The following is a 25,050-nucleotide window of genomic DNA, read 5'->3' as shown; positions in this document are numbered from 1 at the left end:
GACGGGGATCGCGCTGCCGCTGCGCCACGGACGGGGGGTCGAAGGTCGTGTCGGAGCTGCCACCATCCGAACCTACCCCGGTCGCCGGAAGCGGCACAGGCGGGACCCGGTGGTTGACAAGGGGGCCGGTTTCGGGTCAGACCACCCGGAACAGATGCATCGAGGTGTCGGGCATGACGACCACTTCGCCGGGCTGCAGTTCCCGCGATTCCTCCGTGGGGCGCTCGGTGATGCTGGTCCACAGCGAGATGAAGCGGTCCGCTCCGTCGAGCGGGGGGAGGGTCACTTCGATGGGCGTCTCGTTGCCATGGACGACGAGCAGGATGCGGTTGGGCTCCTCGTGCTCCGGAGTGGAGGCGGCGACGTACTGCAGCGTGCGGTGGGTGGCGCTGGTCCACCGCTGGATCGACATCGTCTCCCCGTGCTCGTCGTACCACTGCATGACGGAGGCCGAGGGCGTGCGGGCACCCGGACGCGCGAACCGGCTGGGGCGCAGCGCGGGGTTCTCCCGCCGGAGCTGCAGGAGCCGCCGCACGTGGGCGGCGAGATCCTCCTGCCAGTCCGCGTGCTCCCACGACAGCCACGTCAGCGCGGAATCGTGGCAGTACGCGTTGTTGTTGCCGCGCTGCGTCCGACCGAACTCGTCGCCGGCGGCGATCATCGGGATACCGGCGGACAGCAGCAGCGTTCCCAGCAGGTTGCGCATCGCCTTGCGCCGCACGGAGAGGATGCGCTCGTCGTCGGTGGGACCCTCGATGCCGTGATTGAAGGAACGGTTCGTGTCGGCGCCGTCCCTGCCGTGCTCGCCGTTGGCGAGGTTGTGCTTGACGTCGTAGGAGACCAGGTCGTGCAGCGTGAACCCGTCATGGGAGGTGACGAAATTGACGCTGGCGAGGGGGCCGCGCTCGGCGCTGAACGTGTTCGACGATCCCGCCAGGCGCGTGGCGAACCCGCCGATACCGGTCGGGGAGGTGTCGGCGCGTCGGGCGTAATCCACGTCGCTCAGCCAGAAATTGCGCACGCGGTCGCGATAGCGGTCGTTCCACTCGTGCCAGCCGGTTCCGAAGTTCCCGGTCTGCCAGCCGCCCATGCCGACATCCCACGGTTCGGCGATCGTCTTGACCCCGGCGAGGGCGGGGTCGTCCACGATCGCGCGCAGCAGGGGATGATCCGGCGTGAACGTGTGCGCGCCGTCGCGACCGAGCGTGACGGCCAGGTCGAGACGGAACCCGTCCACCTGCACGTCGTCGGCCCAATATCGCAGCGAATCCAGCACGAGCCGCGCGGCGGCGTCGGTGGCGGTGTCGACGGAGTTGCCGCATCCGGTCACGTCGATGTAGGTCCCGTCGTCGTGCTGCCGGTAGTACGAGCGGTTGTCCAGTCCGCGCAGACTCGACCGCGGGCCGCCCAGCCCCTCTTCGGCGGTGTGGTTGTAGACGACGTCGAGGATGACCTCGAGCCCTGCTTCGTGCAGCAGCCGGACCATGCCCTTGAACTCCCGCAGCACCGCCTCGGGGCCGCTGCGACGATTCTCGGCGGTCGCGTAGCGGGCGTGCGGCGTGAAGAAGTTGACGGAGTTGTACCCCCAGTAGTTCGTCAGCCCGAGGTTGAGCAGGCGCGGCTCGGTCGCGGAGGCGTGGACAGGCAGCAGCTCGACGCTCGTGACCCCCAGCGCCACGAGGTGTTCGATCATCGCGGGGTGGGCCAGGCCGGCGTAGGTGCCGTGCAGGGCCGGCGGGACGCCGGGGTGGCGCTTGGTGAGTCCCTTCACGTGCGCCTCGTAGATGACGGTGCGATCCAGCGGCACGGCCGGCTTGGGCACCCCGCCCCAGTCGAACCCGCCGTCCACGACGACGGCCCGGTGATCGCCGAACCCGCCGGTGACGATCCCGCGCGCATAGGGATCGAGCAGGAGCGTCTCGCGGTTGAACGTGTTGCCGGGCGCAGCGGGACCGTCGGCGCGCAGGGCGTACCGTGCCCCTGGCCGCAGCAGCTCCGTGGTGACCGCCCACACCCCGCCCCCCACCGGTGCGAGGGGAAGGGTCGCGATCGCCCAGTCCAGGTCGACGTCGTCGAAGACGACGAGCTCGACGGTGTCGGCATGCCCCGACCACACCCGCAGCGTGCCGCCCTCGGGCCCCTGACGCACCCCGAGATCGTCGTAGACGGCGTCCAGCAGGCCCGCCCGGACGGGAGGCACGGGATCAGCTTCGGGTCGCGCCATGCGATCTACAGTAGTTAGGTCGTGCGTCGGGCGCGTGACGACGGGAGGTGGCGGATGCCGGTCTACCTGGACCACGCCGCGACGACGCCGCTGCGGCAGGAAGCGGCCGAGGCGTGGCTGTCGGCCGCATCCGTCGGCGCCAACGCCTCCTCGATCCACGGCGGCGGTCAGGCCGCGCGGCGCGTGCTGGAGGAGGCCCGTGAGCGCCTCGCCGCCGTCCTCGGATGCGAGGCGGTGGAGGTGGTCTTCACCTCCGGCGGCACCGAGTCGATCAACACGGCGGTGAAGGGACTGTGGTGGGCGCGAGGCGATCGCCCCGGCGCCGTCGCCCTGCCCGACGGGGAGCATCACGCCACGACCGACACCGTGGCGTGGCTCGTCGAGCGCGAAGGCGCCGCCCTGCGGCGCGTGCCGCTGGACGGGGTGGGACGCATCGATCCGGGCCTGTTCGAGGAGGCCGCCGCGGAGTCGGCGCTCGCGACGGCGCTCGTCGCCAACAACGAGGTGGGCACCGTGCAGGATGCCGCGGCGCTGGCCGCCGCATCCGCCCGCGCCGGCGCGCCGCTGCACCTGGACGCGGTCTCCGCCCTCGGACACGTGCCGGTGGATTTCGCCGCGTGGCGCGGTGAAGCGCAGGCCGGCGCCGGACTGGTCGCGATGAGCCTGTCGGCGCACAAGGTGGGCGGGCCGGTCGGGGTGGGAGCGCTCGTGGTGGCCCGCTCGGCGCGTCTGGGCGCGCTCGTGCACGGCGGGGGACAGCAGCGGGGCCTGCGGGCCGGCACGCAGGACGTCGCCGGAGCGGCCGCGTTCGCCGTCGCCGCCGAGCTGGCCGAGGCCGAGCGCGAGGGGGAGGCCGCGCGACTCTCGCAGCTGCGCGACACGCTGGTGCGCGGCATCCGCGCCTTCGTCCCGGGAGCGGAGCTGCTCGGCGACCCGCAGGAGCGCCTTCCCGGCAACGTGCACGTCCTGTTCCCCGACGCGGCGGGGGAGACCCTGCTGTTCCTCCTGGATCAGGCCGGCATCGCCGTCTCGACCGGCTCGGCGTGTCAGGCCGGCGTCGCGGAGCCGTCGCACGTGGTGCTCGCCCTGGGTCGCTCCGAGCGCGAGGCGCGCTCGGTGCTGCGCCTGACCCTGGGGCGCACCTCGACCGAGGCCGACGTGTCCGCCTTCCTCGCCGCCCTTCCCGACGCGTACGCGCGCGCCGCATCCGCCGCCGCCCGCGCTCGCCGCTGACGCCCGGCTCACCGGCCGACGCCCTGCCGCCCGGCGTTCGCGTCCGCCGTCGAGGTCGGGTCTCCACCCGCCGTTGCGCAAAACTCAGGAGACACGCCGGTGGGGGTGGCGTTCGGGGCGGCCAGGGGCCCGGATCTCCTGAGTTTTGCGCAGTGCCGCCGGCAGATGGCCCGGGCTGTCGCGGGCCTGCCCCGGGCTGTCGGTGGCGGTGACGGGGAGTGGCGGGTGGACGTCGCGTCCGTCATGCGGTCCTGCCGCCCGGCGTTCGGGCCTCCGTGGATGCCTGGGCGCCGCCCTGCCGTTGCGCAAAACTCAGGAGACACGCCGGTGGGTGTCGGCTCCGGGGCGGCCAGGGGCCCGGATCTCCTGAGTTTTGCGCAGTGCCGCCGGCGGATGGCCGGGCCGACCCCGGGGTGGCGGTGGCGGTGACGGGGAGTGGTGGGTCGACGCCGCGTCCGTCATGCCGTCCTGCCGCCCGGCGTTCGGGCCTCCGTGGACGCCTGGGCGCCGCCCTGCCGTTGCGCAAAACTCAGGAGACACGCCGGTGGGTGTCGGCTCCGGGGCGGCGAAACGCCCGGATCTCCTGAATTCTGCGCAGGGGCGCGGAGAACCCGCCGTCCGCCCAGCCCGCGCTCGGGGCGCGCTCGTAGACTGGAGGAATGCGGATTCTGGCGGCGATGAGCGGGGGAGTGGACTCCGCGGTCGCGGCTGCCCGCGCCGTGGAAGCGGGGCACGATGTGGTCGGCGTGCATCTGGCGCTCTCCCGAGCCGGCGGAACCCTCCGCGCCGGGAGCCGCGGATGCTGCACCATCGAAGACGCGATGGATGCCCGTCGCGCCGCCGACCGCCTCGGCATCCCGTTCTACGTATGGGATTTCTCCGAGCGCTTCCGCGACGACGTCATCGACGACTTCATCTCCGAGTACCGCGCGGGCCGCACGCCGAACCCCTGCATGCGGTGCAACGAGAAGATCAAGTTCGCCGCCCTGCTCGAGCGCGCGCTCGAACTCGGCTTCGACGCCGTGTGCACGGGGCACTACGCGACGCTGATCGACGGGCCCGATGGACGTGAGCTGCACCGGGCGTCGGATGCCGCGAAGGACCAGTCGTACGTCCTGGGTGTCCTGACGGCCGACCAGCTCGCGCACACGTACTTCCCGCTGGGCGACACGCCGTCCAAGGCGCTCGTGCGGGCCGAGGCGGAGGCGCGCGGCCTCACCGTCGCGCACAAGCCCGACAGCCATGACATCTGCTTCATCCCCGACGGTGACACCCGCGGATGGCTCGCCGACAAGGTCGGCGCCGAGCAGGGCCCCATCGTCGACCGTGCCGGTGCGGTCGTCGGCTCCCACGAGGGTGCGCACGCCTACACCGTCGGGCAGCGCCGCGGCCTGCAGCTGGGCACTCCGGCGCCCGACGGCAAGCCGCGCTTCGTCCTCGAAGTGCGTCCGGTGAGCAACACCGTGGTGGTCGGGCCGAAGGAGGCCCTCGCGACGTCGGAGATCTCGGGCTCGCGGTACACGTGGGCGGGCCGCGCGCCCGAGCCGGGGGAGTTCGCGTGTCACGTGCAGATCCGAGCTCACGCCGACCCTGTGCCCGCACGCGCGATGTGGGCGGACGGCACCCTCTCCGTCGTCCCTGACGCCCCGTTCGACGGCGTGGCGCCTGGTCAGACCGCCGTGCTGTACGACGGCACCCGGGTGATCGGTCAGTTCACGATCGACCGGACGGTGTCGGCGGTTCCCGTCCCCGCCTGAAGCCGCAGTGCCGCGCGCGCTCGCCGCATGCCTGCGCCGGGTGGCGGTCTGGGACCTGCGCAAGGGCGGGGCGGCGTCGGTGCCCCTCTCTAGACTGGCCGGGTGGCGAACGGTGACCAACTCCCCGACCTGACCCTCGACGAGGCGCGCACCGAGGCGGCAGACCTCACCACGCGCATCCTCGACGCCCGCGAGGCCTATTACGGACGTGACGCCGAGCTCGTCGACGACGCCACCTACGACGAGTGGATGCGTCGGCTCGAGCAGATCGAGCGGCTCCACCCCGAACTCCAGGGGCAGGACAGCCCGACGCAGTCGGTGGGCGCTGCCGAGAGCACGATGTTCGCGCCGGTCGAGCATGCCGAGCGGATGCTGAGCCTGGACAACGTGTTCAGCTCCGACGAACTGCGTGATTGGTGCGTCAAGACCGCCGCCTCCGCCGGCCGGCCGATCCGCTGGCTCACCGAACTCAAGATCGACGGCCTCGCGATCAGCCTGCGCTACGAGAACGGCGTCCTCTCCTCGGCCGCCACCCGGGGCGACGGGCGGGTGGGCGAGGACGTCACGGGGAACGCGCTGCAGGTGGCTGGCATCCCGCAGCGCCTGTCCGGTACGGGCCATCCGCCCCTCGTGGAGGTGCGCGGCGAGGTGTTCATCCCGGTGGCGGCCTTCGATGAGCTCAACGCACTCCAGGCGCGCCTGCGCGAACGCGTCGTCGCGGAGTCCCTCGCCCGCGGCGGCGACGAGGAGAAGGCGACCCGCAGCGCCGCCCGGAGGTTCCCCGCCTTCGCGAACCCGCGCAACGCCGCCAGCGGCGGACTGCGGCAGCAGCTGGAGAAGAAGAGCGGACTGGAACTGGAGGCCGGGCGGGCCCGCCTGCAGTCACTGCGCCTTTTCGTGCACGGGATCGGCGCGTGGCCGGCGCCCCCGGTGTCATCGCAGAGCGAGGTGTACGGTCTGCTGGCGGAGTGGGGACTGCCCACGAGCCCCTACTTCCGCACATCCGACGACATCGACGGCGTGCTGGAGTTCGTGACCGAATACGGCGAGCACCGCCACACCGTCGAGCATGAGATCGACGGCGTCGTGGTGAAGGTCGACGAGCTGGCGCTGCACGACGAGCTGGGCGCCACCAGTCGCGCGCCGCGCTGGGCGATCGCGTACAAGTACCCGCCCGAGCAGGTCAACACGAAGCTCCTGGACATCGTCGTCTCGGTCGGCCGCACCGGCCGGGCGACGCCGTTCGCCGTGATGGCCCCCGCCCGGGTCGCCGGCAGCGTCGTGCGCCAGGCCACGCTGCACAACCAGGAGGTCGTCAAGGCCAAGGGAGTGCTCATCGGCGACACCGTGGTGCTTCGGAAGGCCGGTGATGTCATCCCAGAGGTGCTCGGCCCGGTCGTGGAGCTGCGGGACGGCAGCGAACGCGCCTTCGTCATGCCCACCGAGTGCCCGGAATGCGGATTCCCGCTGAGCCCGGCGAAAGCGGGAGACATCGACCTGCGTTGCCCCAACACGCGGGCATGCCCCGCTCAGGTGCGCGGGCGGGTGGAGCACATCGGCTCGCGCGGCGCGCTCGACATCGAGGCGCTCGGTGAGGTGACAGCGGCCGCCCTGACCCAGCCGAGCGTGCCCGAGCAGCCTCCGCTGGAGACCGAGGCCGGACTGTTCGACCTCACGCTCGAGCAGCTCGTGCCGATCGAGGTGATCGTCCGCGACACCGAGACCGGCGAGCCGCGTGTCGATGAGAAGACCGGCGATCCCGTGCGGCGGGCGCCCTTCCGACGCAATCCCAGTGCCGCGGAGAAGAAGGCCGGCGCGACCGGCCCGCAGCCGTCGGCGCAGGCGGTGACACTGCTGGAGGAGCTGGAGAAGGCCAAGACCAAGGAGCTGTGGCGCTTTCTCGTGGCGCTGAACATCCGTCACGTCGGCCCCGTCGCTGCGCGCGCCCTCGCCCAGTGGTTCGGGTCGGTCGATGCCATCCGCGCAGCCTCGCGGGACGAGCTCGCCGCCGTGGAGGGCGTGGGCGGCATCATCGCGGATGCGGTGACCGACTGGTTCGCGGTGGACTGGCACCGGGAGATCGTCGAGCGCTGGACTGCGGCCGGCGCGCAACTGACAACGCCCGGCCACCCCGGGCCCGGGGCCGCGGCCGGGGGCGGCGGGGTCCTCGACGGGGTCACAGTGGTCGCCACTGGCTCGCTCGAGGGGTATACGCGCGAGGGTGCCCAGGAGGCGATCCTCCGCGCCGGCGGCAAGGCGGCATCGAGCGTGTCGAAGAAGACCGACTTCGTCGCCGCCGGACCGGGCGCCGGATCCAAGCTCGGCAAGGCCGAAGAACTGGGCGTGCGCATCATCGACGCCGCGCAGTTCCACGTGCTCGTGACGGAGGGTCCTGCCGCGCTCGACGCGATCGCGCCGGACGCGGGATGACCCGGGCCGTCGTCGTGACCGGTGCCGCCGGCGGCATCGGCGCGGCGCTCGTCTCCGCGCTGCGCGAGGAGGGCATCCCCGTGGTCTCCGTCGACGTCGCGCCCGTCGCATCCGCCGACGGGATCGCCATCGTCCGCGGCGACGGGGGAGACCCCGAGGTCGCCGACGAGGCGGTACGGGCGGCGGGAGTGCTCGGCGGCCTCGGTGGCTGGGTGAACGTGTCGGCGGTGTTCTCCGACGTGTGGCTGGACGAGGCGGGCGCCGACGCCACGATGGCCGTGATCGACGCGAACCTGCGCCCCGCCGTGGTCGGATGCGCCGCTGCCGTGCGGGAGTTCCGCCGCATCGGGCGAGGCGGCGCGATCGTCAACGTCAGCTCGCATCAGGGGGCACGACCCGTGCGCGGAAGCCTCCCGTACGCCACGGCCAAGGCCGCCGTGGAAGGACTCACGCGCGCCCTGGCGGTGGACTGCGGCCCCGACGGCATCCGCGTGAACGCGGTGGCCCTCGGATCCATCCGCACGGTGCGATCCGATCGACACCTCGAGGAGCTGCCCGAGCCCGAACGTGCCGCCTTCGGTGCCGCGATCGCCCGGCTGCAGCCGCTGGGACGCATGGGCGAGGCGGAGGAGGTGGCCGCCGTCATCCGGTTCCTGCTCTCGGATGGGGCATCGTTCCTCTCCGGCGCGGTGATCCCGGTCGATGGTGGCCGCGCCGCGCACGGTCTCGACCCCGAGGAGCGCGATCGCTGAGAGCGACCCGGCGCCCCGGCGTTCGTTCGCGTTGACCCGGCGTGTGGCGGGGGAGTTGGACGGCGACCCGTGGCGCGGCGGCGGCTGGTGCTAACCGGAGACGTGCACGCGCGCCGCCGCAGCATCCTCCGCGGCCGGCGCGGACATCCGGCTGAAGTACGCGATCTTGTCGTCGAGGACGCCGATCGCCTTCGCGAGCAGGTCGGCGCGCGCAGTGAGCGCTGCCCGGCGCCCCCGGAGGAAGGTCACGGGGTCCTCTGACGTGTCGCCACCGCGCAGCAGTGCGGCGAACACCCGCAGCTCGGAGATCCCCAGGCCCGCCTCCCGCATGCACGTGACGACCCCGATCCACGCGAGGTCGCTCTCGCTGAACCGCCGACGGTTCGAGGCGTCCCGACCCAGCGGGCCGATGATCCCCTCCTCCTCGTAGTAGCGGAGTGCGTCGGGTGAGAGTCCGCTCGACGCACTCGCCTCGCCGATCGTGAACGTCGCGCTCATCGGGCCACCTCCTCGTCCAGGACGGCTCGCGCGTCGGCACCCAGGTGGAGCTCGAGCGCGTCCATCGTCTCGTCGAGCTGACTGATGCCCGACACCCCCACGATGGGGGTGACCTGCGGGGTGGAGCCGAGAAGCCACGCCAGCACGACCTGGTTCCTCGTGGCGCCGAGCTGTGCGGCGACGCGGTCCAGCGCAGCCAGGCGACGCCGGGTGTCCGCGTGACGGTACGGCTCCTGCAGACGTTCCTCCCGCGTGTACGCACCGGTGAGCAGGGTGCTGTAGGCCCACACCGCCAGTCCCTCCGACCCGGTGTAGTCCAGCGCCTCGGGGGTCGCCACGACGTGGCCCTGGTCCGGGAGCGGGGCGAAGGGAATCGGCTGGAGGTACGTGTGCCGCAGCTGCACGGCCGTGAAGGGCTCCACTCCGCGGGACCGGGCGAGGCTCCGGGCTCGCTCGACGCGCCAGGTCGCGTGGTTGGATGCTCCCAGCCGGCGCACGCGGCCGTCTGCGGCGAGTGCGCCGAACGCCTCCACCTGGGCGTCGAGGTCGACCGAGCGGTCTTCCACGTGCGCCCAGTACAGGTCGACGTGATCGGTGCCCAGCCGGGCGAGGGAGCGGGCGAGGGCGTCACGGATGGTGTCCGGCCGCAGCCCTTCCATGGATTCGGGCCACACTCCGGCGACGGTCGGATCCGCGCCGACCTTGGTCGAGAGGAGAACCTCCTCGCGCACGCCCGGATTGCTCTGGAGCCACGCTCCGATCACCGTCTCGCTGGCACCGCCCAGGCCCGACCCGTCGGTCCAGAACGCATAGTTGTCGGCGGTGTCCAGCCAGCGCCCACCTCGTTCCACGAAGCGATCGAGGATCGCGAAGGACGTGGCCTGATCCAGCCGGGTTCCGAAATACATCGTGCCCAGGGCGATGCCGTCGGTATCTGTCGTCATGGGGGCATGAAACCATCTGGAGCGCACACCATGTCAAGCACACGCGGCCCGCGTCGACCGGCGCACGGACCGGCCGGCCCCTCGGTGGATGCGGGCCGGCCGGTGAGCGCGGGCAGGGTCAGTCGGCGGCGTCGGCGCGGGCGAAGCGATCCTGGTGCTCGGCCACGTCGACGTGCACGGGGGCGGCTGCGGCCGTGCCGTTGTACACGTCGCGGTCGATCTCGTCCGTCGACTGCGCCACGAGCATCGCCACCATCGTGTCGCCGTTGACGTTGAGGAACGTCCGGAAGATCCCGGTGAACCAGTCCACGGCGATGAGGAGTCCGACCGCTTCGATGGGGAGCCCGATGGAGGTGGCGAGGAACATCGCGACCACGGGGAACCCGCCCGGAACCGTGATCGTGCCCATGTTGAGCAGGATCGCCAGCGCCATCCCGAGCACCACCTGACCCGCCGTCAGCTCCACCCGGCCGGCCTGGGCGAGGAACATCACCACGATCATGTAGTTCAGGACCGCACCGTACGAGCCCATCGTGAGCCCGACCGACAGGGTGAAGTTCGCCACCCGCCGGCTGATGCCCACCTTCTCGACGGCGTTGCGCAGGACGGTGGGGAAGGTCACCGCCGAGCTCGTCGTGGTGATGGCCACCACCGTCTGCTCGGCGAGCTTGGCGGGAAGGCGCCACGGGCTCAGACGCGTGCGGACGGTCACGACCACGACGAACAGCGCCGTGATGATCACGACACCGAGGAGGGTCGTGCCGAGGTAGGCCACCGCGGAGGTGATGACGGCGAAGCCGACGTCGCCGGCCAGCGCCGCGAGCAGGCAGAAGACCCCGATGGGGGCGATGTACATCACGAAGCGGATCATCGTCAGGACGATCTGCTGCACCTGGTCGAGGAAGTCCAGCACCAGGCGGCTGCCGGTCTTGGCGATGTAGCTGTTCAAGGCGAGGCCGAACAGCAGCGAGAACAGGATGATCGGCACCATCGTCGCCGTCGACATGGCCGAGAAGATGTTCGTCGAGACGAAACCGAGGATCGTGTCCTGCCATCCCGTCGCCTGCGAGGCCGACTCCGCCAGGGCGGGATCCAGCTCGCCGTCGAAGACCATTCCCGCGCCGGGCTGGATGAGGGTGCCGAGTCCCCAGGCGACGAGGGCGGCGACGGCCGAGAACCCGATCATCCACGAGAACGTGCGTCCGGCCAGCTTGCCCATCCCGGTGCCGCTGAGCGATCCGGTCGCGACGATGACGGAGACCATCACCAGCGGCACGATGGACATCTGGATGAGGCGGATGAACAGATCGCCGATGAACTTGACGTTGGCCGCCCAGTCGCCCACCAGCAGGCCGAAGGCGATGCCCGCGATCGCGGCGATGCCGATGAGGGCGGCCGGGTGGCGAAACGCTCTCCCGTAGCGTCGCGCCCTGGTCGGGGCGGGGGGCGCGCTCGTGAGGGTCGGGGGAACGGTCGTGGCCATGGGGTCCGTCGCTTTCTGTCGAGGACCTCAGTGTGGCGAGGACGGATTTCGGCGCCGGTTCCCCCGCGTTACCGTGCTGTTTCGGCAGCTGCCCCCACCGGGGCGGGCACTCATCGCGGGTGTCAGGTTCCCGACGTCAGCGCGAGCAGGCGCTCGCGGACCTGACGGCGCTGCACCTTCCCGATGAGCGAGCGCGGCAGCTCGTCGACCACGAAGATGCGCCGCGGCACCTTGTAGGGGGTGAGGATGCTGCGCGCGAACGTGCGGATCGCCTCCACGTCTACGTCGTCGTCGGTGTCGTCCAGGACGACGGCGGCGACGACCTCTTCGCCCGAGCGGTCGCTCGGAAGACCCACCACGGCGACGTCGGCGACCTGCGGATGCTGGCGGATCACGTTCTCCACCTCGGTGGGGGCGACGTTGAAGCCGCCGGTGATGATGAGCTCCTTGATCCGGTCGACGATGCGCACGAAGCCGGCCTCGTCGATCGTGACGATGTCGCCGGTGCGGAACCATCCGTCGACGAAGACGGCTTCGGTGTCTTCGGGCTTGCCGTAGTAGCCGCCGAAGACCTGCGGTCCGCGCACCACGAGCTCGCCGCGTTCGCCGGCCGGGACGTCGGTGCGGGGGTCGTCGGGGTCGACGACGCGGCATTCGGTGCCCGGGAGGGGCAGGCCGACGGTGCCGGGCACGCGGTTGTCGGCGACGGGGTTGGCCATCAGCACGGGCGAGCACTCGCTGAGGCCGTAGCCCTCGACGAGGTAGCCGCCGGTGGCCTCCTCGAAGGGCACCACGAGGTCGTGCGGCAGGGCCATCGCGCCCGAGATCGCGATCCCCGTGCCCGCCAGCGAGATGCCCTTCTCCCGCGACGCGGCCAGCAGCCGCTCCGCGATCGGGGGAACGAGCGGCAGGAACGTCGCCGGCCGTTTCTTGGTCACCGCGAGGACCAGGTCGGGGTCGAACTTGGGGAACAGCACGAGCCGCGCACCCATCGACATGGCGAAGGTGAGGCACAGGGTGAGGCCGTAGGCGTGGAACATCGGCAGCACCGCGTACACGACGCATCCGTCGCCCCGGCGGATGGCGGGAACCCAGGCGCGCGCCTGCGCGGCGTTGGCCAGCAGATTCCGGTGCGTGAGCGCGGCGCCCTTGGGCGTGCCGGTCGTGCCGGAGGTGTACTGGATGATGGCGAGATCGTCGGTGCCCGGCCGGGGATAGGTCGTGGGCAGCGGCTCGGCGCGCAGCAGGTCTTCCCACGTCGCCGTGCCGGTGACCTTCTCATGCAGAGCGGCCCGCGACTCGCGCGCCCGCGCGATCGGGAGCCGCAGCGCGGCGCGCGTGCGCAGCGGCATCGCGCGGGTGAGGTCGACGACCACGAGCGTGTCCACGCGGACGTCGTCGGGGAAGGCCTGCACCGCGCCGACGACCTTGCTCCACACGATGGCGTGCGCGGCGCCGTGGTCTTCGAACTGCTTGCGCAGCTCGCGGGGCGTGTAGAGCGGGTTGTGCTCGACGACCACGGCGCCCAGGCGCAGCACCGCGTAGAAGGCGATGATGTGCTGCGGGCAGTTCGGCAGGACGATGGCGACGGGGTCGCCCGCTCGCACGCCCCTGGCCCGCAGGCCCTCGGCGGCGCGGGAGATCTGCTGCTCGAGTTCGCGGTAGGACGTCGTGCGACCGAAGAACTCCAGGGCCGGAGCATCCGGGTAATCCCGCGCCGAAGCGGCGACGATGTCGACGAGCGACCCGCTCACCGGGTCGAGATCGGCGGGCACGCCGTCGGCGTAGCTGTTCACCCAGGGTCGTGGCGGGTCGTACGTGGTCATCCCGCCACCCTATTTCGTGCGCCATGGCCCCGATCGCCCACGCGCCCGCATGCATCGGGGGGTCGCGCGGCAGAACCTAGACTGGGGGGGTGTCTGAAATCACCCCCGATCTCGTGCGCCATCTCGGTGTGCTCGCCCGGATCCAGCTCAGCGACGAGGAGGTCGAGCGCCTCACCGGTCAGCTCGACGTGATCGTCGACAACATCGCGAAGGTCTCGGAGGTCGCCACGCCGGACGTCGTCGCGACGAGTCATCCGATCCCACTGCAGAACGTGTTCCGCACCGACGTGCCCAGCGACGTGCTGAGCCTCGACCAGGTGCTGCAGAACGCCCCGGATGCGGCGGAGAACCGCTTCCGCGTGACCGCGATCCTGGGGGAGGAGCAGTGACCGACGACCTCACGCGCCTGAGCGCGTCCGATCTCGCCGCGCGCCTGTCGGCCGGGGAGGTGTCCAGCGTGGAGGCCACGCAGGCCCACCTCGACCGGATCGCCGCCGTCGACGGCGACCTGCACGCCTTCCTGCACGTCAACGCCCGCGCCCTCGACGTCGCCGCCGACATCGACCGCCGTCGCGCGGCCGGCGAGGAGCTCGGCCCGATCGCCGGCGTGCCGCTGGCGATCAAGGACGTGCTCGTCACGACCGACATGCCCTCCACGAGCGGCTCGAAGATCCTCGAGGGGTACCTCTCGCCCTACGACGCGACGGTCGTCGCGCGCTCCCGCGCGGCCGGCCTCGTGCCGCTGGGGAAGACGAACATGGACGAGTTCGCGATGGGATCCTCCACCGAGCACTCCGCGTACGGCCCGACGCGCAACCCGTGGGACCGCGAGCGGATCCCCGGCGGCTCCGGCGGCGGATCGGCGGCGGCGGTGGCCGCGTTCGAGGCGCCGCTGGCCCTCGGCTCCGACACGGGCGGCTCGATCCGTCAGCCTGCGCACGTCACCGGCACGGTGGGGATGAAGCCCACCTACGGCGGCGTCAGCCGCTACGGCGCCATCGCGCTGGCCTCGAGCCTGGATCAGGTCGGGCCGGTCACGCGCACGGTGCTGGATGCGGGGCTCCTGCACGACGTCATCGCCGGACACGATCCGCACGATGCCACCTCGCTCACCGACTCCTGGCCGTCGTTCGCCGACGCCGCGCGCGACGGCGCGACCGGGCAGGTCCTGAAGGGACTGAAGGTCGGCGTCATCCGCGAACTCCCCGACAGCGGCTTCCAGGCGGGCGTCGCGTCGTCGTTCCGCGATGCGCTCGCGGCGATGGCGGCCCAGGGCGCCGAGATCGTCGAGGTCAGCGCGCCGCACTTCGAGTACGGCGTCGCCGCGTACTACCTGATCCTCCCGGCGGAGGCCTCCAGCAACCTGGCCAAGTTCGACTCGGTGCGGTTCGGGATGCGGGTCACCCCGCACGCCGCTGCCACCGTGGAGGAGGTCATGGCCGCCACCCGTGACGCGGGCTTCGGCGACGAGGTCAAGCGACGGATCATCCTGGGCACCTACGCGCTGTCGGCCGGATACTACGACGCCTACTACGGCAGCGCCCAGAAGGTGCGCACCCTCATTCAGGGCGACTTCGACGCCGCCTTCGCGCAGGTCGACGTCATCGCGACGCCCTCGGCCCCGACGACGGCCTTCCGCTTCGGCGAGAAGATCGATGACCCGCTGCAGATGTACCTCAACGACGTCACGACGATCCCGGCGAACCTCGCCGGCGTGCCGGGGATATCGATCCCCTCCGGCCTGGCCGCGGAGGACGGGCTGCCCGTCGGCATCCAGTTCCTCGCACCGGCGCGGGAGGATGCCCGCCTGTACCGGGTGGGCGCTGCCCTGGAGACGCTGCTCGTGGAGGAGTGGGGCGGCCCGCTGCTGGACCGCGCACCCGCCCTTCCCCAAGCTCAGGGACCGAACGGAGGGAGCCGCTGATGGCGAAAGACACGCTGATGGGCTTCGATGAGGCGCTGGAGCTGTTCGAGCCCGTGCTCGGCTTCGAGGTGCACGTCGAACTGAACACGCGCACGAAGATGTTCTCCGGAGCGCCGAACCCCGCCCACTCCGACAACCACGACGCCGCTCCCAACACCCTCGTCGCTCCGGTGGACATGGGGCTCCCCGGAGCCCTGCCGGTCGTCAACGAGCAGGCCGTGCGCTTCTCGATCTCCCTCGGGCTCGCCCTGGGGTGCTCGATCGCTCCCTCGAGCCGGTTCGCGCGGAAGAACTACTTCTACCCCGACCTCGGCAAGAACTACCAGATCTCGCAGTACGACGAGCCCATCGCCTTCGAGGGCTCCGTCGAAGTGGAGCTGCCCGACGGCACCCTCGTGACCGTGCCGATCGAGCGCGCGCACATGGAGGAGGATGCGGGCAAGCTGACCCACGTGGGCGGCTCGACCGGTCGGATCCAGGGCGCGGAGTACTCCCTCGTGGACTACAACCGTGCGGGTGTGCCGCTCGTGGAGATCGTCACCAAGCCGATCTTCGGCGCCGAGCACTCGGCCCCGGAACTGGCGAAGGCGTACGTGCAGACCATCCGCGACATCGTCCTGTCCCTCGGCATCTCCGAGGCCCGGCTGGAGAGGGGCAACCTGCGCTGCGACGCCAACGTCTCCCTGCGCCCGCGCGGGCAGGAGAAGCTCGGCACGCGCACGGAGACGAAGAACGTCAACTCGATGCGCTCGGTCGAGCGCGCGGTGCGGTACGAAATCCAGCGCCAGGCGGCGATCCTCGCCGCCGGCGGCACCATCATCCAGGAGACCCGTCACTGGCACGAGGACACCGGCACCACGTCGCCGGGCCGGCCCAAGTCGGACGCCGATGACTACCGGTACTTCCCCGAGCCCGACCTGCTTCCCGTCGCTCCCTCCGAGGAGCTCATCGAAGAACTCCGCGCGGCCCTGCCCGAGCCGCCGGCCGCCCGCCGCCGCCGCTTGCAGGGCGAGTGGGGCTTCGCCGACATCGACTTCCAGGGCGTCGTCAACGCGGGCCTGCTCGCCGAGGTCGATGCCACCGTGGCCGCGGGCGCGTCGCCCGCGGCGGCCCGCAAGTGGTGGATGAGCGAGATCAGCCGCATCGCCAACGCCCAGAACCGTGAGGCGACCGACCTCGTCTCGCCGGAGAACGTCGCCGCGCTGCAGCGCCTCATCGACGCCGGCACCCTCACCGACAAGCTCGCACGCCAGGTGCTGGAGGGCGTCATCGCCGGGGAGGGCACGCCGCAGGAGGTCGTGGATGCGCGCGGCCTGGCCGTCGTGTCCGACGACGGCGCGCTGCTGGCCGCGATCGACGAGGCCCTGGCGTCGCAGCCGGACGTGCTGGCGAAGATCCGCGACGGCAAGGTGCAGGCGGCCGGGGCCGTGATCGGCGCCGTGATGAAGGCGATGAAGGGTCAGGCCGACGCCGCGCGCGTGCGCGAGCTCGTGCTGGAGCGCGCCGCGCAGTAGCCCACATCAGGAGAATCGCCCGAGTCAGGAGCATCCGGAGCGATCCGGTCCTGACTCGGGCGATTCTCCTGATTCGGGGCGGTGCCGGGATGTCGGCGGCGGCGGGGAGAATGGACGTATGGGACGCGGCGACGGATCGGGACGCATCGTCTCCGCCGACGGCGCCGACGACACCGGCGCGGGCATCCTGCACGTCGACATGGACGCGTTCTACGCCTCGGTCGAGACGCTCGACGATCCCTCGCTGCGCGGCAAACCCATCATCGTCGGGTCGCCCGAAGGTCGCGGCGTCGTCTCCAGCGCCTCGTACGAGGCGCGGCGCTTCGGCGTGCGCTCGGCGATGCCGGTGTCGCAGGCGCTGCGCCTGTGCCCGACGGCCGTTGTCGTCATGCCGCACTTCGACCGCTACACCGAGCTCTCCCGGGCGGTCATGGAGATCTTCCGCGACTTCACCCCGCTGGTGGAGCCGCTCTCGATCGACGAGGCGTTCCTGGACGTCCGCGGCGCGCGCCGGCTGTGGGGGAGTCCGGCCCAGATCGCACGGATGCTGCGCGCCCGCGTGCTCGAAGAGACCGGGCTCACGTGCAGTGTCGGGGCGGCGGCGACGAAGCACGTCGCCAAGATGGCGTCCACGATCAGCAAGCCGGACGGCCTGCTGGTCGTCCCCGAAGCCGACACGCTCGCGTTCCTCGCCGCCCGTCCGGTGCGCGCGCTGTGGGGCGTCGGCCCGAAGGCCGCCGAGGCGCTGGAATCCCGCGGCATCCGCACCGTCGCCGATGTGCTCGCCTCGCCACGTCCGATCCTCGATCGCGCGCTCGGGCCGGCGATGGGGGAGCGGGTGTGGCAGCTGTCGCACGGGGTGGACGCCCGCGAGGTGCAGACGGAGCACGTCGAGAAGAGCATCGGTCACGAGGAGACGTTCGCCGTCGACATCGCCGACACCCGCGTGCTGCATGTGGAGCTGCGCCGCCTCGCCGACCGGGTGGGCACGCGCCTGCGCCGGCACGGGGTGGAGTCGGCCACCGTCGCGATCAAAGTGCGGTTCTCGGATTTCACCACGCTCAGCCGTTCGCGCACCCTCGCCGAACCGACGGCGGTGGGCCAGCGCATCGGCGAGGCGGCGATCGAGCTGTTCGACGCCATCCCCCGGCCCCTCCCGGTGCGACTGATCGGCGTGCGCGCGGAGAAACTGCGGTCTGCGGCCGGCCCGCTGGGACTGTGGGACGACGACGAGGAGTGGCGGGCCGTGGAGGATGCGCTGGACGGGGCCGCGGAGCGGTTCGGACGGGGTGCCATCACGCGCGCGGCACTGCTCGGCCCGCGCCGCGACGGTGGGTCGCTGCCGTCGCATCCGCTGCCCTCCCGGGAGTGACGCTGGGAACAGCCGCCGCCGGGCACTACGGTGGAAGCATGCCCAACATCGCACTCGAACTCGGTGAACAAGCCGCGCAGTTCGGCGTCACCGCCGCCTACGGAGAGCAGCTCGACGTCGACGGCGTCCGCCTCGTGCCGGTCGCCCTCACCTGGACCGGTTTCGGCGGCGGCGCCGATGAGTCCGGCAACGGCGGCGGGGGAGGTGGCGGCTACACGGTTCCTCTGGGCGCCTACATCCGCCGCGGTGACGACCTGCGGTTCGAGCCGAACATCGTCTCGTTCCTGGCCGTGGCGATCCCGTTCGTGTGGGTGGCCGGGCGCGCTCTCAGCCGTGTCATCCGGGCACTCAAGAAGTAGCCCCGACCCGTTCGCCCGCGCGCTGGAGACGGCGGCGGATGCGGTCGCCCACGCCGTCCGCGGCGTCGCGGCGGCCAACCCGGTCGTTCTCATCGACGGCCGAAGCGGTGCGGGGAAGACCTCCTTCGCGCGGCTGCTGGTCGCGCGCTGGCCCCAGCGGGGGCGCGTTCAGCTGGTCGCGCTGGACTCCCTCTACCCCGGCTGGGACGGTCTGGCGGAAGGTGTGGAGTACGCGCGCTCGTCGGTCCTGGTGCCGCACGCCCGCGGCGTGGTCGGGGTGTGGCAGCGATGGGACTGGGCGCGTGGCGAGCGCGCCGAAGCGCACGCCGTGGATCCGTCTCTGCCGCTCATCGTGGAAGGCTCGGGCCTTCTGACACCCCGCACCGCGCTCCTCGGCGACCTGCGGGTGTGGCTGGACGCGCCCGAGCCGGCCCGCCGGGCGCGCGCGCTGGCACGCGACGGCGACGGCTATCGCCCGCACTGGCAGCGCTGGGCCGCGCAGGAAGACGCGCATCTGGCGGCCGACGAGCCGCAGCGCCACGCCACGGCGAGCTTCACGCTGCTGTGATCAGGCGGCCTCGAGCGCGAGGTCGTGCACGGCCGAGTCGAGGCTCGTGCCGTTGAGGTCGAGGTAGAGACGGCGTTCGGTGATCGAGAGCGTCATCGTGTTGCGCCGTTCGACCAGGGATGCGGCGGCGTCGATGACCCCCGGATCGAAGCTGTGGACGACGATCGTCTCGGCCTGGTGGATGCGCTTCCCCGCCCACGAGGCGACGAGCTTCGCGGGGTCGCGGTGGGTGTACACGCGGGTGCGCTCGGCGAGCCGACTGCCGTAGTGCAGGCGCTCGGCATCCGGTGCCCCCACTTCGATCCAGGCCGTGACGCGGCCGGTGCGGTCGCGCACGAGTACGGCGGGCTCATCCGTGGCCGAGATGCCCTCGCTGAAGCCGATGCCCTCCTCGTACTCGAGGCAGTACGCCAGGACGCGCGTCATCATGAACGCGTCGGTCTCGGAGGGGTGACGGGCCACCCGCAGCGCGAAGTCGTCGTACACGCCTCGATCCACGTCGGCCAGTTGCACTGCGAACGTGTGGACTGTTGCGCCGGCGGCCATAACCATCGAGCCTACGCGTCAGCGGCGGTCTCGCCTGCCGGTGGTAGGTCAGGCCGGGCCGACGGCGGCGACGAGTGCGTCCAGCCGCTGGCCGAGCCAGTCGTACAGGACGGCGCGCGGATCGTCGACCGGATCGTCGTCCTCGTCGACGATGCCCATGCGCGATGCCAGGACCAGACGCAGCGCGGCCAGGGTGCGCAGCCACGCGGCGGATTCCTCGGTGTCGAGGGTCACCGTCAGCGGGCGCATCGCGGTGCGCTCGTCCAGGTCGGCGACGGCGGGGACCGGACCGTGCTGGGCGAGGGTGCCCAGCAGTGTGCGGGCGTCAGCCGCGCGGCGGTCGAGGAGGTCACCGGAGGTGAGGCGGCGGAAATCGCCGGACGCGTCCGGATCGTCGGGGTAGGCGTCGGGCACGAGGCGCGCGACCGCCGGATCGCGCGACGAGCCGGTATCGCCGACCAGTTCGAGGAACTGCTCGGTGATGGCGATCAGATGCGAGACCTCGATGGTCGTGAGCTCGAGCACGAGCAGTCGCCCGCTCATTCGGGAGCCTTCCGGACGGTGGCCCACAGCCCGTAGTCGTGCATCGCTGCGGTGTGCAGCTCCATCTGCTCGCGCGGCCCCTCCGCCACGACGGCATGACTGTCGTGGTGCACGGCGAGCATCAGCCGGGTCGCCTCGGCCGGCGGGTAACCGAAGTACGTCCGGAACACGTGGACGACGTAGCTCATGAGGTTGACCGGGTCGTTCCAGACGACCGTCTGCCAGGGGCGATCGGACACGGCGGCGGTGTCGCGCCGCACGTCCTCTTCGATCAGGGTGCCGCTCATGCCCACCCCAGCTCGTGCAGGCGCGCATCGTCGATGCCGTAGAAGTGGGCGATCTCGTGGACGAGCGTCGTGTGCACCTCGTCGCGCAGGTCCTCGAGCGTCTCGCACGCGGCCAGATGCGACTCGCGGTACAGGATGATGCGGTCGGGCAGTTCGCCGGAGCTGCCGTACCGGTCGCGTTCGGTCAACGACCAGCCGTCGTAGAGGCCCAGGAGGTCCAGGGAGCCGTCCTCGGGGCGGTCTTCCACGACGAAGACGACGTTGTCGAGCCCGTCGACCATGTCGTCGGGGAGGCGGTCCAGTTCCTCGACCACGAGCTGCTCGAAGGTCGCGGCATCCATGCTGCGCGGCCCCGGGGCGTCATCGTTCAGATCGATCATGACGGTGACGGGGCCGGGCGGTGGGAGCGGGTGAGGGAGGAGGGCATGGTCACAGGGTCCGGCGCGGACTGTTCCAACTTAGCCGACCGCCGCGAGCGCACGGCGACCCTCCGGCATGCGCGCTCGCACGACCGTATTGGGGTGAGTAACGGGACTTGAACCCGCGACCCCCTGGACCACAACCAGGTGCTCTACCGACTGAGCTATACCCACCATGCGCCCCGCTCTCGCGGGGCAACCAGACGATTCTCTCACATCGAGAAGGGGTACGCGGACACCGTCGCCGATGCCACTGCGCGCGCGTCATCGCTGGATGGTCCGGGCTCGGGGACGAAGACGGCGCCGCGGTAGTACGCCAGTTCGCGGATGGACTCGTGGATGTCGGCGAGGGCGCGGTGGCCGCCGTTCTTGGCCGGAGCGTGGATGTACGCGCGCGGGTACCAGCGGCGCGAGAGCTCCTTGATGCTGGACACGTCGACATTGCGGTAATGCAGCCAGCGGTCCACGCGCGGCATGTACTTCGCGAGGAACATCCGGTCGGTGCCGATCGTGTTCCCCGCCAGCGGCGCCTTGCCCTCGAGGGGGACGAACCGCTGGATGTACTCCAGTGCCTGGAACTCGGCGTCGGCCAGCGAGACGCCGGAAGGGATCTCCTCCAGCAGCCCGGAGGTGCGATGCATCTCCGTGACGAATTCGCTCATGTTCGCCAGGGCCGACTCGTCGGGCTTGATGACGATCTGGAACCCCGGGTCGATCACGGTCAGTTCGAAATCGGTCACCACGACGGCGATCTCGACGAGCTCATCGACGGTGAGGTCGAGTCCCGTCATCTCGCAGTCGATCCACACGAGGCGGTCGTTCTCGGAAGCTCCCACCATGTGGTCCATCCTAATGAGGACGGCGGGCCCCCCGGTGTCGCACGTCCCCCAGACACGATTCGAACGTGTGACCGGCGGATTAGAAGGCCGCTGCTCTATCCACTGAGCTACTGGGGGTCGATCTCCCAGGTTACCGATGCCGGCGGCCGCGTGCACTGGTGCCCCGCCGCCGTGCGGCGTAGCGTCGGACGCGCACCAGGGAAGGGACGGATCGACGATGAGCCAGACGAGCACTCGACGCCTCTGGGTGGCATATGGACCCGCCGGAGCGGTGGGGAAGATCCAGAAGGACGGCGACGGCTACACCGTTCAGATGGCGGGCGCGGATGCCGCGCTGGGCACGTATCCGTCCATGGACATCGCCAAGCGGGCGCTGCAGTCGCACCTCAAGCCGGGCGCCGAGCCGCCTGAGTACCGGGAGCACTGACCGCACCCGGCTGCGGCGAGCGGTTCTCCGGCGGGATGTCGAAGAGCGGCAGTGCCATGTGCACGAGCGGTCCGATGCTCACGGCGAAGACGACCGTACCGATTCCCACCGTGCCGCCGAGCCACCAGCCGAGGACGAGCACCGAGCCCTCCACCGCGAGCCGGCAGAGCCAGATCGGTGTTCCGAATCGCGCATGAAGGCCGGTCATGAGCCCGTCGCGCGGCCCCGGGCCGAAGCGCGCGCCGATGTAGAGGCCCGACGCCACCGCCACCGCCACGAGACCCGCGCCGAGCATGGCGACGCGGGGGAGCGGTGCCGATGGCGTCGACACGACGGCGAGAGTGGCCTGCATCGCCGTCCCCACCAGCGCGATGTTGGCGAGCGTCCCGATGCCCGGATGCTGATGCAGCGGGATCCACGCCAGCAACACGACCGCGCCCAGCAGGTTCGTCATCCAGCCGACGCCGATGCCTGTCCGCAGGGACAGACCTTCCGCGAGGACCGTCCAGGGGTCCACGCCCAGCCCGGCGGTGACGGTGAGGGCGCACCCGAATCCGTACAGCGCGAGCCCGACGAGCAGCTGAAGGATCCGGCGAGGCACACGCCCATCCCATCATCGGATTGGCCCGCACCCCAGAGTCCAATTCCGCTACGGTGGCATGCATGGATTCGCGCATCTCCGCACGTGCGCTGGCGGCGGGCCTGGGTGGGTGGCGCAGCAGCGAACCGGCGTACGAGGCGCTGGCGGACGCGGTGCGGCTGCTGTGCCTGGACAACCGCCTGGCGGCGCACACGGCGCTCCCGGCCGAGCGTGAATTGGCCTCCGCCCTGCGTGTCAGTCGCACCACCGTGGCCGCGGCGTACCGGAGCCTCCGCGACTCCGGACACATCCGGAGCCTGCGCGGGTCGGGCAGTGTGACCCTGCCACTCGTCCGCACCGACCCGGGCGTCCGGCCGGGTGTCGCCGACGCCATCGACCTGCAGCAGGCCTCACCGCCCGCGTGGCCCGGCCTGGCCGGCGTCATCACCGAGGTGGCCGCCGGAGCGGCGACGCTGGTCGCGCGCTCCGGCTACGACGTGGTCGGACACGCGGGACTGCGGGAGCAGATCGCGCAGCGGTACTGCGAGCGCGGCATTCCCACGGATGCCGACGAGGTGCTGGTGACCTCCGGCGCGCAGAGCGCGATCCATCTCATCGCCGCCGTGCTCCTCGGCCGCGCCGACCGGGTCCTCATCGAGACGCCGACCTACCCGCATGCCGCCGACGCCTTCCGCCGGGCGGGAGCGCGGATGGTGGCGGTGCCGGTGAGCACGGCGGACGGATGGGATCTGGACCGCGCCGAGCAGGCCTTTGCGCGCACGCTGCCGGTCCTGGCCTACCTCATGCCCTCGTTCCAGAACCCGACGGGCCGGACGATGACGCGCGAGGAGGTCGCGTCGCTGTCGGCGGCGGCCGACCGGGTCGGAACGCTCGTCGTCATCGACGAGACGATCGCCGACCTCGTCATCGACGATGACGGCGGGCCGGAGCCCTTCGCCGGCGACACGCGCGTTGTTCGCATCGGTTCCCTCGGCAAGACGGTGTGGGGCGGTTTGCGGGTCGGCTGGGTGCGGGCTCCGGCCGACATCATCCGGCGGCTTGCGGCGGCGCGGCCCGTGCACGACCTGGGCACGCCCGAATTCGAGCAGGCCGTCGCGGCGGCGCTGCTGCCCCGCATGCCCGAGATCATCGTGCAACGCGGCGAGCGTCTGCGCACAGGCCGCGATGCCCTGAGCGCAGCCCTCGCGTCGCTGCTGCCGCAATGGCAGGTTCCGCGGGTGCACGGCGGCGTTTCGCTGTGGGTGGAGCTGGATGCTCCGCTGAGTTCCCCGCTCGTCATCGCCGCGCGCTCGCGCGGCCTGTACCTGTCCGCCGGTGCGCGCTTCGCCGTCGAAGGAGGTCACGACCGGCACCTGCGCGTCCCCTTCACGTCGCCGCCGGACGAGCTCGCGCGCGCGGCCGGGATCCTCGCCGACACGTGGCCCGAGGTGGTCGCCGGCGCTCCGCTGGGACGGGCTGAACGCTTCGACGCCGTCGTGTGACTCAGCCCTGATACCTGCTCAGCCCTGATACCTGCTCAGCGCTGGTACTTGAGGCACTCCAGCGCCTCATCGGACGTCCAGAACTCACCGAGCCGGCGGAACGAGCGGGACGGGGCGTGGAAGCGCTCGGCGGCGTACCGCCATCCGTGGTCGGTGGCGACGCGGTGGACGTGACCGATGACGCGTCCGGAACGGTCGGCCACCCGCCACCGACCGCGGCCGACGACGCGCAGGCGCGCCCAGGCCGGAGCCGGCAGCTCGGGCGTGTCGATCGTGATCATGTCTCCCACGCTAGGCACGCCCTCCGACATCCGGCGCCGGAGGCCGCCGGGGCCGGTGAGCGGAGCGCGTAACGTGGAGGCGACGGCCGATCCCGGGGAGGACTCATGACCACCTTCGTGCTGGCAGGCGGCTGCTTCTGGTGCCTGGATGCCGCCTACCGTGTCCTGCGCGGGGTGACTTCCGTGGTCTCCGGCTACACCGGCGGTGAGACCCCCTCACCGACCTACGAGCAGGTCTGCACGGGACGAACCGGCCACGCCGAAGCCGTCGCAGTGTCCTTCGATCCCGAGGTGATCTCCTCCGACATCATCCTCGACGCGTTCTTCACGATGCACGACCCGCGTCAGCTGAACCGGCAGGGCAGAGACATCGGAACCCAGTACCGCAGTGCGATGTTCTTCGCCGACGACGAGCAGCGCCGAGTCTTCGAGGCCGCGCGCGACCGGGCGTCGCAGTGGTGGGACGGCGGGATCGTGACGACGATCGAGCCTCTCGGCGAGTTCTTCCCCGCAGAGGACGCGCACCAGGACTTCTTCGCGAAGAACCCCACGCAGGGCTATTGCCTGGCCGTGGCCGCGCCCAAGGTCAGCAAGGTGCGCGCCCGCTTCGCCGACTACCTCATCACCGGCTGACCCTCCTCCCCAGGCGGCGTTCGAGCGCCCTTGTCCCCAGCCCGGGCACCGGCCCGTCCGCGCCTCCGTCGGCTCGCGACGATGGTGACAGCTCCGGTGTCCGACGGGC

24 protein-coding genes, 2 tRNA genes and 1 pseudogene are annotated in these 25,050 nt (G+C 71.4%); 13 read left to right on the top strand and 14 right to left on the bottom strand.

Going from position 1 to position 25,050, the window contains the following annotated elements:
* Positions 1-136: 136 nt before the first annotated feature.
* Positions 137-2,224 (bottom strand): glycogen debranching protein GlgX, encoded by a 2,088-nt coding sequence (gene glgX / locus F6J85_RS09815; RefSeq protein ID WP_150924830.1) that lies wholly within the window; start codon positions 2,222-2,224, stop codon positions 137-139.
* Between the two features lie 54 nt (positions 2,225-2,278).
* Between glgX and F6J85_RS09810 the strand changes: the two genes are divergently transcribed.
* From F6J85_RS09810 to F6J85_RS09795, 4 genes are all read left to right on the top strand, one after another.
* A complete protein-coding gene (locus F6J85_RS09810; RefSeq protein ID WP_150924829.1) occupies positions 2,279-3,457 on the top strand; it encodes a cysteine desulfurase family protein in 1,179 nt (392 codons plus the stop codon).
* A gap of 659 nt (positions 3,458-4,116) precedes the next feature.
* Positions 4,117-5,214 carry a tRNA 2-thiouridine(34) synthase MnmA gene (gene mnmA / locus F6J85_RS09805; protein ID WP_150924828.1) on the top strand — a complete coding sequence of 366 codons (1,098 nt, stop codon included), beginning with the start codon at positions 4,117-4,119 and terminating at the stop codon, positions 5,212-5,214.
* A gap of 102 nt (positions 5,215-5,316) precedes the next feature.
* Positions 5,317-7,644 (top strand): NAD-dependent DNA ligase LigA, encoded by a 2,328-nt coding sequence (gene ligA / locus F6J85_RS09800; protein WP_150924827.1) that lies wholly within the window; start codon positions 5,317-5,319, stop codon positions 7,642-7,644.
* On the top strand, positions 7,641-8,396 hold the full coding sequence (locus tag F6J85_RS09795) for an SDR family NAD(P)-dependent oxidoreductase (RefSeq protein WP_150924826.1): 756 nt from the start codon (positions 7,641-7,643) through the stop codon (positions 8,394-8,396). The genes ligA and F6J85_RS09795 overlap by 4 nt, the downstream gene beginning before the upstream one ends.
* A 90-nt stretch (positions 8,397-8,486) precedes the next feature.
* Here the strand turns inward: F6J85_RS09795 and F6J85_RS09790 are convergent, their stop codons facing one another.
* The 4 genes from F6J85_RS09790 to F6J85_RS09775 form a co-directional block, all read right to left on the bottom strand.
* The gene (locus F6J85_RS09790; RefSeq protein ID WP_150924825.1) at positions 8,487-8,894 is read right to left on the bottom strand and encodes a MerR family transcriptional regulator; all 408 of its coding nucleotides are present in this window, start codon (positions 8,892-8,894) and stop codon (positions 8,487-8,489) included.
* Positions 8,891-9,838: an aldo/keto reductase gene (locus F6J85_RS09785; protein WP_150924824.1), complete on the bottom strand. Its 948-nt coding sequence runs from the start codon at positions 9,836-9,838 to the stop codon at positions 8,891-8,893. Before F6J85_RS09785 ends, F6J85_RS09790 begins: the two co-directional genes overlap by 4 nt.
* 118 nt (positions 9,839-9,956) lie before the next feature.
* Complete coding sequence (locus tag F6J85_RS09780) at positions 9,957-11,321, bottom strand: dicarboxylate/amino acid:cation symporter (protein ID WP_150924823.1); 1,365 nt, start codon at positions 11,319-11,321, stop codon at positions 9,957-9,959.
* Between the two features lie 122 nt (positions 11,322-11,443).
* Entirely contained in the window at positions 11,444-13,147 is a 1,704-nt protein-coding gene (locus tag F6J85_RS09775) for a long-chain-fatty-acid--CoA ligase (protein ID WP_150924822.1), read from the bottom strand.
* A gap of 89 nt (positions 13,148-13,236) precedes the next feature.
* On the opposite strand from F6J85_RS09775, the gene gatC reads away from it, so the two are divergent.
* From gatC to F6J85_RS09745, 6 genes and pseudogenes are all read left to right on the top strand, one after another.
* On the top strand, positions 13,237-13,536 hold the full coding sequence (gatC, locus tag F6J85_RS09770) for an Asp-tRNA(Asn)/Glu-tRNA(Gln) amidotransferase subunit GatC (RefSeq protein WP_150924821.1): 300 nt from the start codon (positions 13,237-13,239) through the stop codon (positions 13,534-13,536).
* Complete coding sequence (gatA, locus tag F6J85_RS09765) at positions 13,533-15,071, top strand: Asp-tRNA(Asn)/Glu-tRNA(Gln) amidotransferase subunit GatA (protein ID WP_150924820.1); 1,539 nt, start codon at positions 13,533-13,535, stop codon at positions 15,069-15,071. Before gatC ends, gatA begins: the two co-directional genes overlap by 4 nt.
* Complete coding sequence (gatB, locus tag F6J85_RS09760) at positions 15,071-16,585, top strand: Asp-tRNA(Asn)/Glu-tRNA(Gln) amidotransferase subunit GatB (RefSeq protein ID WP_150924819.1); 1,515 nt, start codon at positions 15,071-15,073, stop codon at positions 16,583-16,585. Before gatA ends, gatB begins: the two co-directional genes overlap by 1 nt.
* Before the next feature lie 85 nt (positions 16,586-16,670).
* Positions 16,671-17,957: pseudogene (locus tag F6J85_RS09755) on the top strand (DNA polymerase IV); the annotation flags it as partial.
* 38 nt (positions 17,958-17,995) lie between these two features.
* The gene (locus F6J85_RS09750; RefSeq protein WP_150924817.1) at positions 17,996-18,316 is read left to right on the top strand and encodes a hypothetical protein; all 321 of its coding nucleotides are present in this window, start codon (positions 17,996-17,998) and stop codon (positions 18,314-18,316) included.
* Entirely contained in the window at positions 18,291-18,884 is a 594-nt protein-coding gene (locus F6J85_RS09745) for a nucleoside/nucleotide kinase family protein (protein WP_238706912.1), read from the top strand. The genes F6J85_RS09750 and F6J85_RS09745 overlap by 26 nt, the downstream gene beginning before the upstream one ends.
* Here the strand turns inward: F6J85_RS09745 and F6J85_RS09740 are convergent, their stop codons facing one another.
* The 7 genes from F6J85_RS09740 to F6J85_RS09710 all read right to left on the bottom strand — a co-directional run bounded on the left by F6J85_RS09740 (position 18,885) and on the right by F6J85_RS09710 (position 21,635).
* Entirely contained in the window at positions 18,885-19,430 is a 546-nt protein-coding gene (locus tag F6J85_RS09740; protein ID WP_150924816.1) for a YaeQ family protein, read from the bottom strand.
* Between the two features lie 48 nt (positions 19,431-19,478).
* Positions 19,479-19,973 (bottom strand): DUF2017 family protein, encoded by a 495-nt coding sequence (locus tag F6J85_RS09735; protein ID WP_238706911.1) that lies wholly within the window; start codon positions 19,971-19,973, stop codon positions 19,479-19,481.
* Positions 19,970-20,260, bottom strand: a complete 291-nt coding sequence (gene clpS, locus F6J85_RS09730; RefSeq protein ID WP_150924814.1) for an ATP-dependent Clp protease adapter ClpS — start codon at positions 20,258-20,260, stop codon at positions 19,970-19,972. The genes F6J85_RS09735 and clpS overlap by 4 nt, the downstream gene beginning before the upstream one ends.
* Positions 20,257-20,640 (bottom strand): metallopeptidase family protein, encoded by a 384-nt coding sequence (locus tag F6J85_RS09725; protein WP_238706910.1) that lies wholly within the window; start codon positions 20,638-20,640, stop codon positions 20,257-20,259. Before F6J85_RS09725 ends, clpS begins: the two co-directional genes overlap by 4 nt.
* 137 nt (positions 20,641-20,777) lie before the next feature.
* Positions 20,778-20,853 (bottom strand) — tRNA-His (locus F6J85_RS09720).
* 38 nt (positions 20,854-20,891) lie between these two features.
* Positions 20,892-21,518: an oligoribonuclease gene (gene orn, locus F6J85_RS09715; protein ID WP_150924813.1), complete on the bottom strand. Its 627-nt coding sequence runs from the start codon at positions 21,516-21,518 to the stop codon at positions 20,892-20,894.
* A 44-nt stretch (positions 21,519-21,562) separates the two neighbouring features.
* A tRNA-Arg gene (locus tag F6J85_RS09710) sits at positions 21,563-21,635 on the bottom strand.
* Positions 21,636-21,735: 100 nt separating this feature from the next.
* Here F6J85_RS09710 and F6J85_RS09705 point away from each other — a divergent pair.
* On the top strand, positions 21,736-21,945 hold the full coding sequence (locus F6J85_RS09705) for a methyltransferase (RefSeq protein WP_150921456.1): 210 nt from the start codon (positions 21,736-21,738) through the stop codon (positions 21,943-21,945).
* Here the strand turns inward: F6J85_RS09705 and yczE are convergent.
* Positions 21,905-22,546, bottom strand: coding sequence for a membrane protein YczE (gene yczE / locus F6J85_RS09700; protein WP_238706909.1), 642 nt, complete (start codon positions 22,544-22,546; stop codon positions 21,905-21,907). The genes F6J85_RS09705 and yczE overlap by 41 nt on opposite strands.
* Before the next feature lie 62 nt (positions 22,547-22,608).
* Between yczE and yczR the strand changes: the two genes are divergently transcribed.
* Positions 22,609-24,027, top strand: a complete 1,419-nt coding sequence (gene yczR / locus F6J85_RS09695) for a MocR-like transcription factor YczR (RefSeq protein WP_150924812.1) — start codon at positions 22,609-22,611, stop codon at positions 24,025-24,027.
* Between the two features lie 35 nt (positions 24,028-24,062).
* Here the strand turns inward: yczR and F6J85_RS09690 are convergent, their stop codons facing one another.
* On the bottom strand, positions 24,063-24,308 hold the full coding sequence (locus F6J85_RS09690; protein WP_150924811.1) for a hypothetical protein: 246 nt from the start codon (positions 24,306-24,308) through the stop codon (positions 24,063-24,065).
* A gap of 105 nt (positions 24,309-24,413) precedes the next feature.
* Here F6J85_RS09690 and msrA point away from each other — a divergent pair, with 105 nt between their 5' ends.
* On the top strand, positions 24,414-24,941 hold the full coding sequence (gene msrA, locus F6J85_RS09685) for a peptide-methionine (S)-S-oxide reductase MsrA (protein ID WP_150924810.1): 528 nt from the start codon (positions 24,414-24,416) through the stop codon (positions 24,939-24,941).
* Positions 24,942-25,050: the final 109 nt, after the last annotated feature.

Source organism: Microbacterium lushaniae, from assembly GCF_008727775.1.
Classification (GTDB): Bacteria; Actinomycetota; Actinomycetes; order Actinomycetales; family Microbacteriaceae; genus Microbacterium; species Microbacterium lushaniae.
This window is presented reverse-complemented; position numbering and strand designations above follow the sequence as displayed.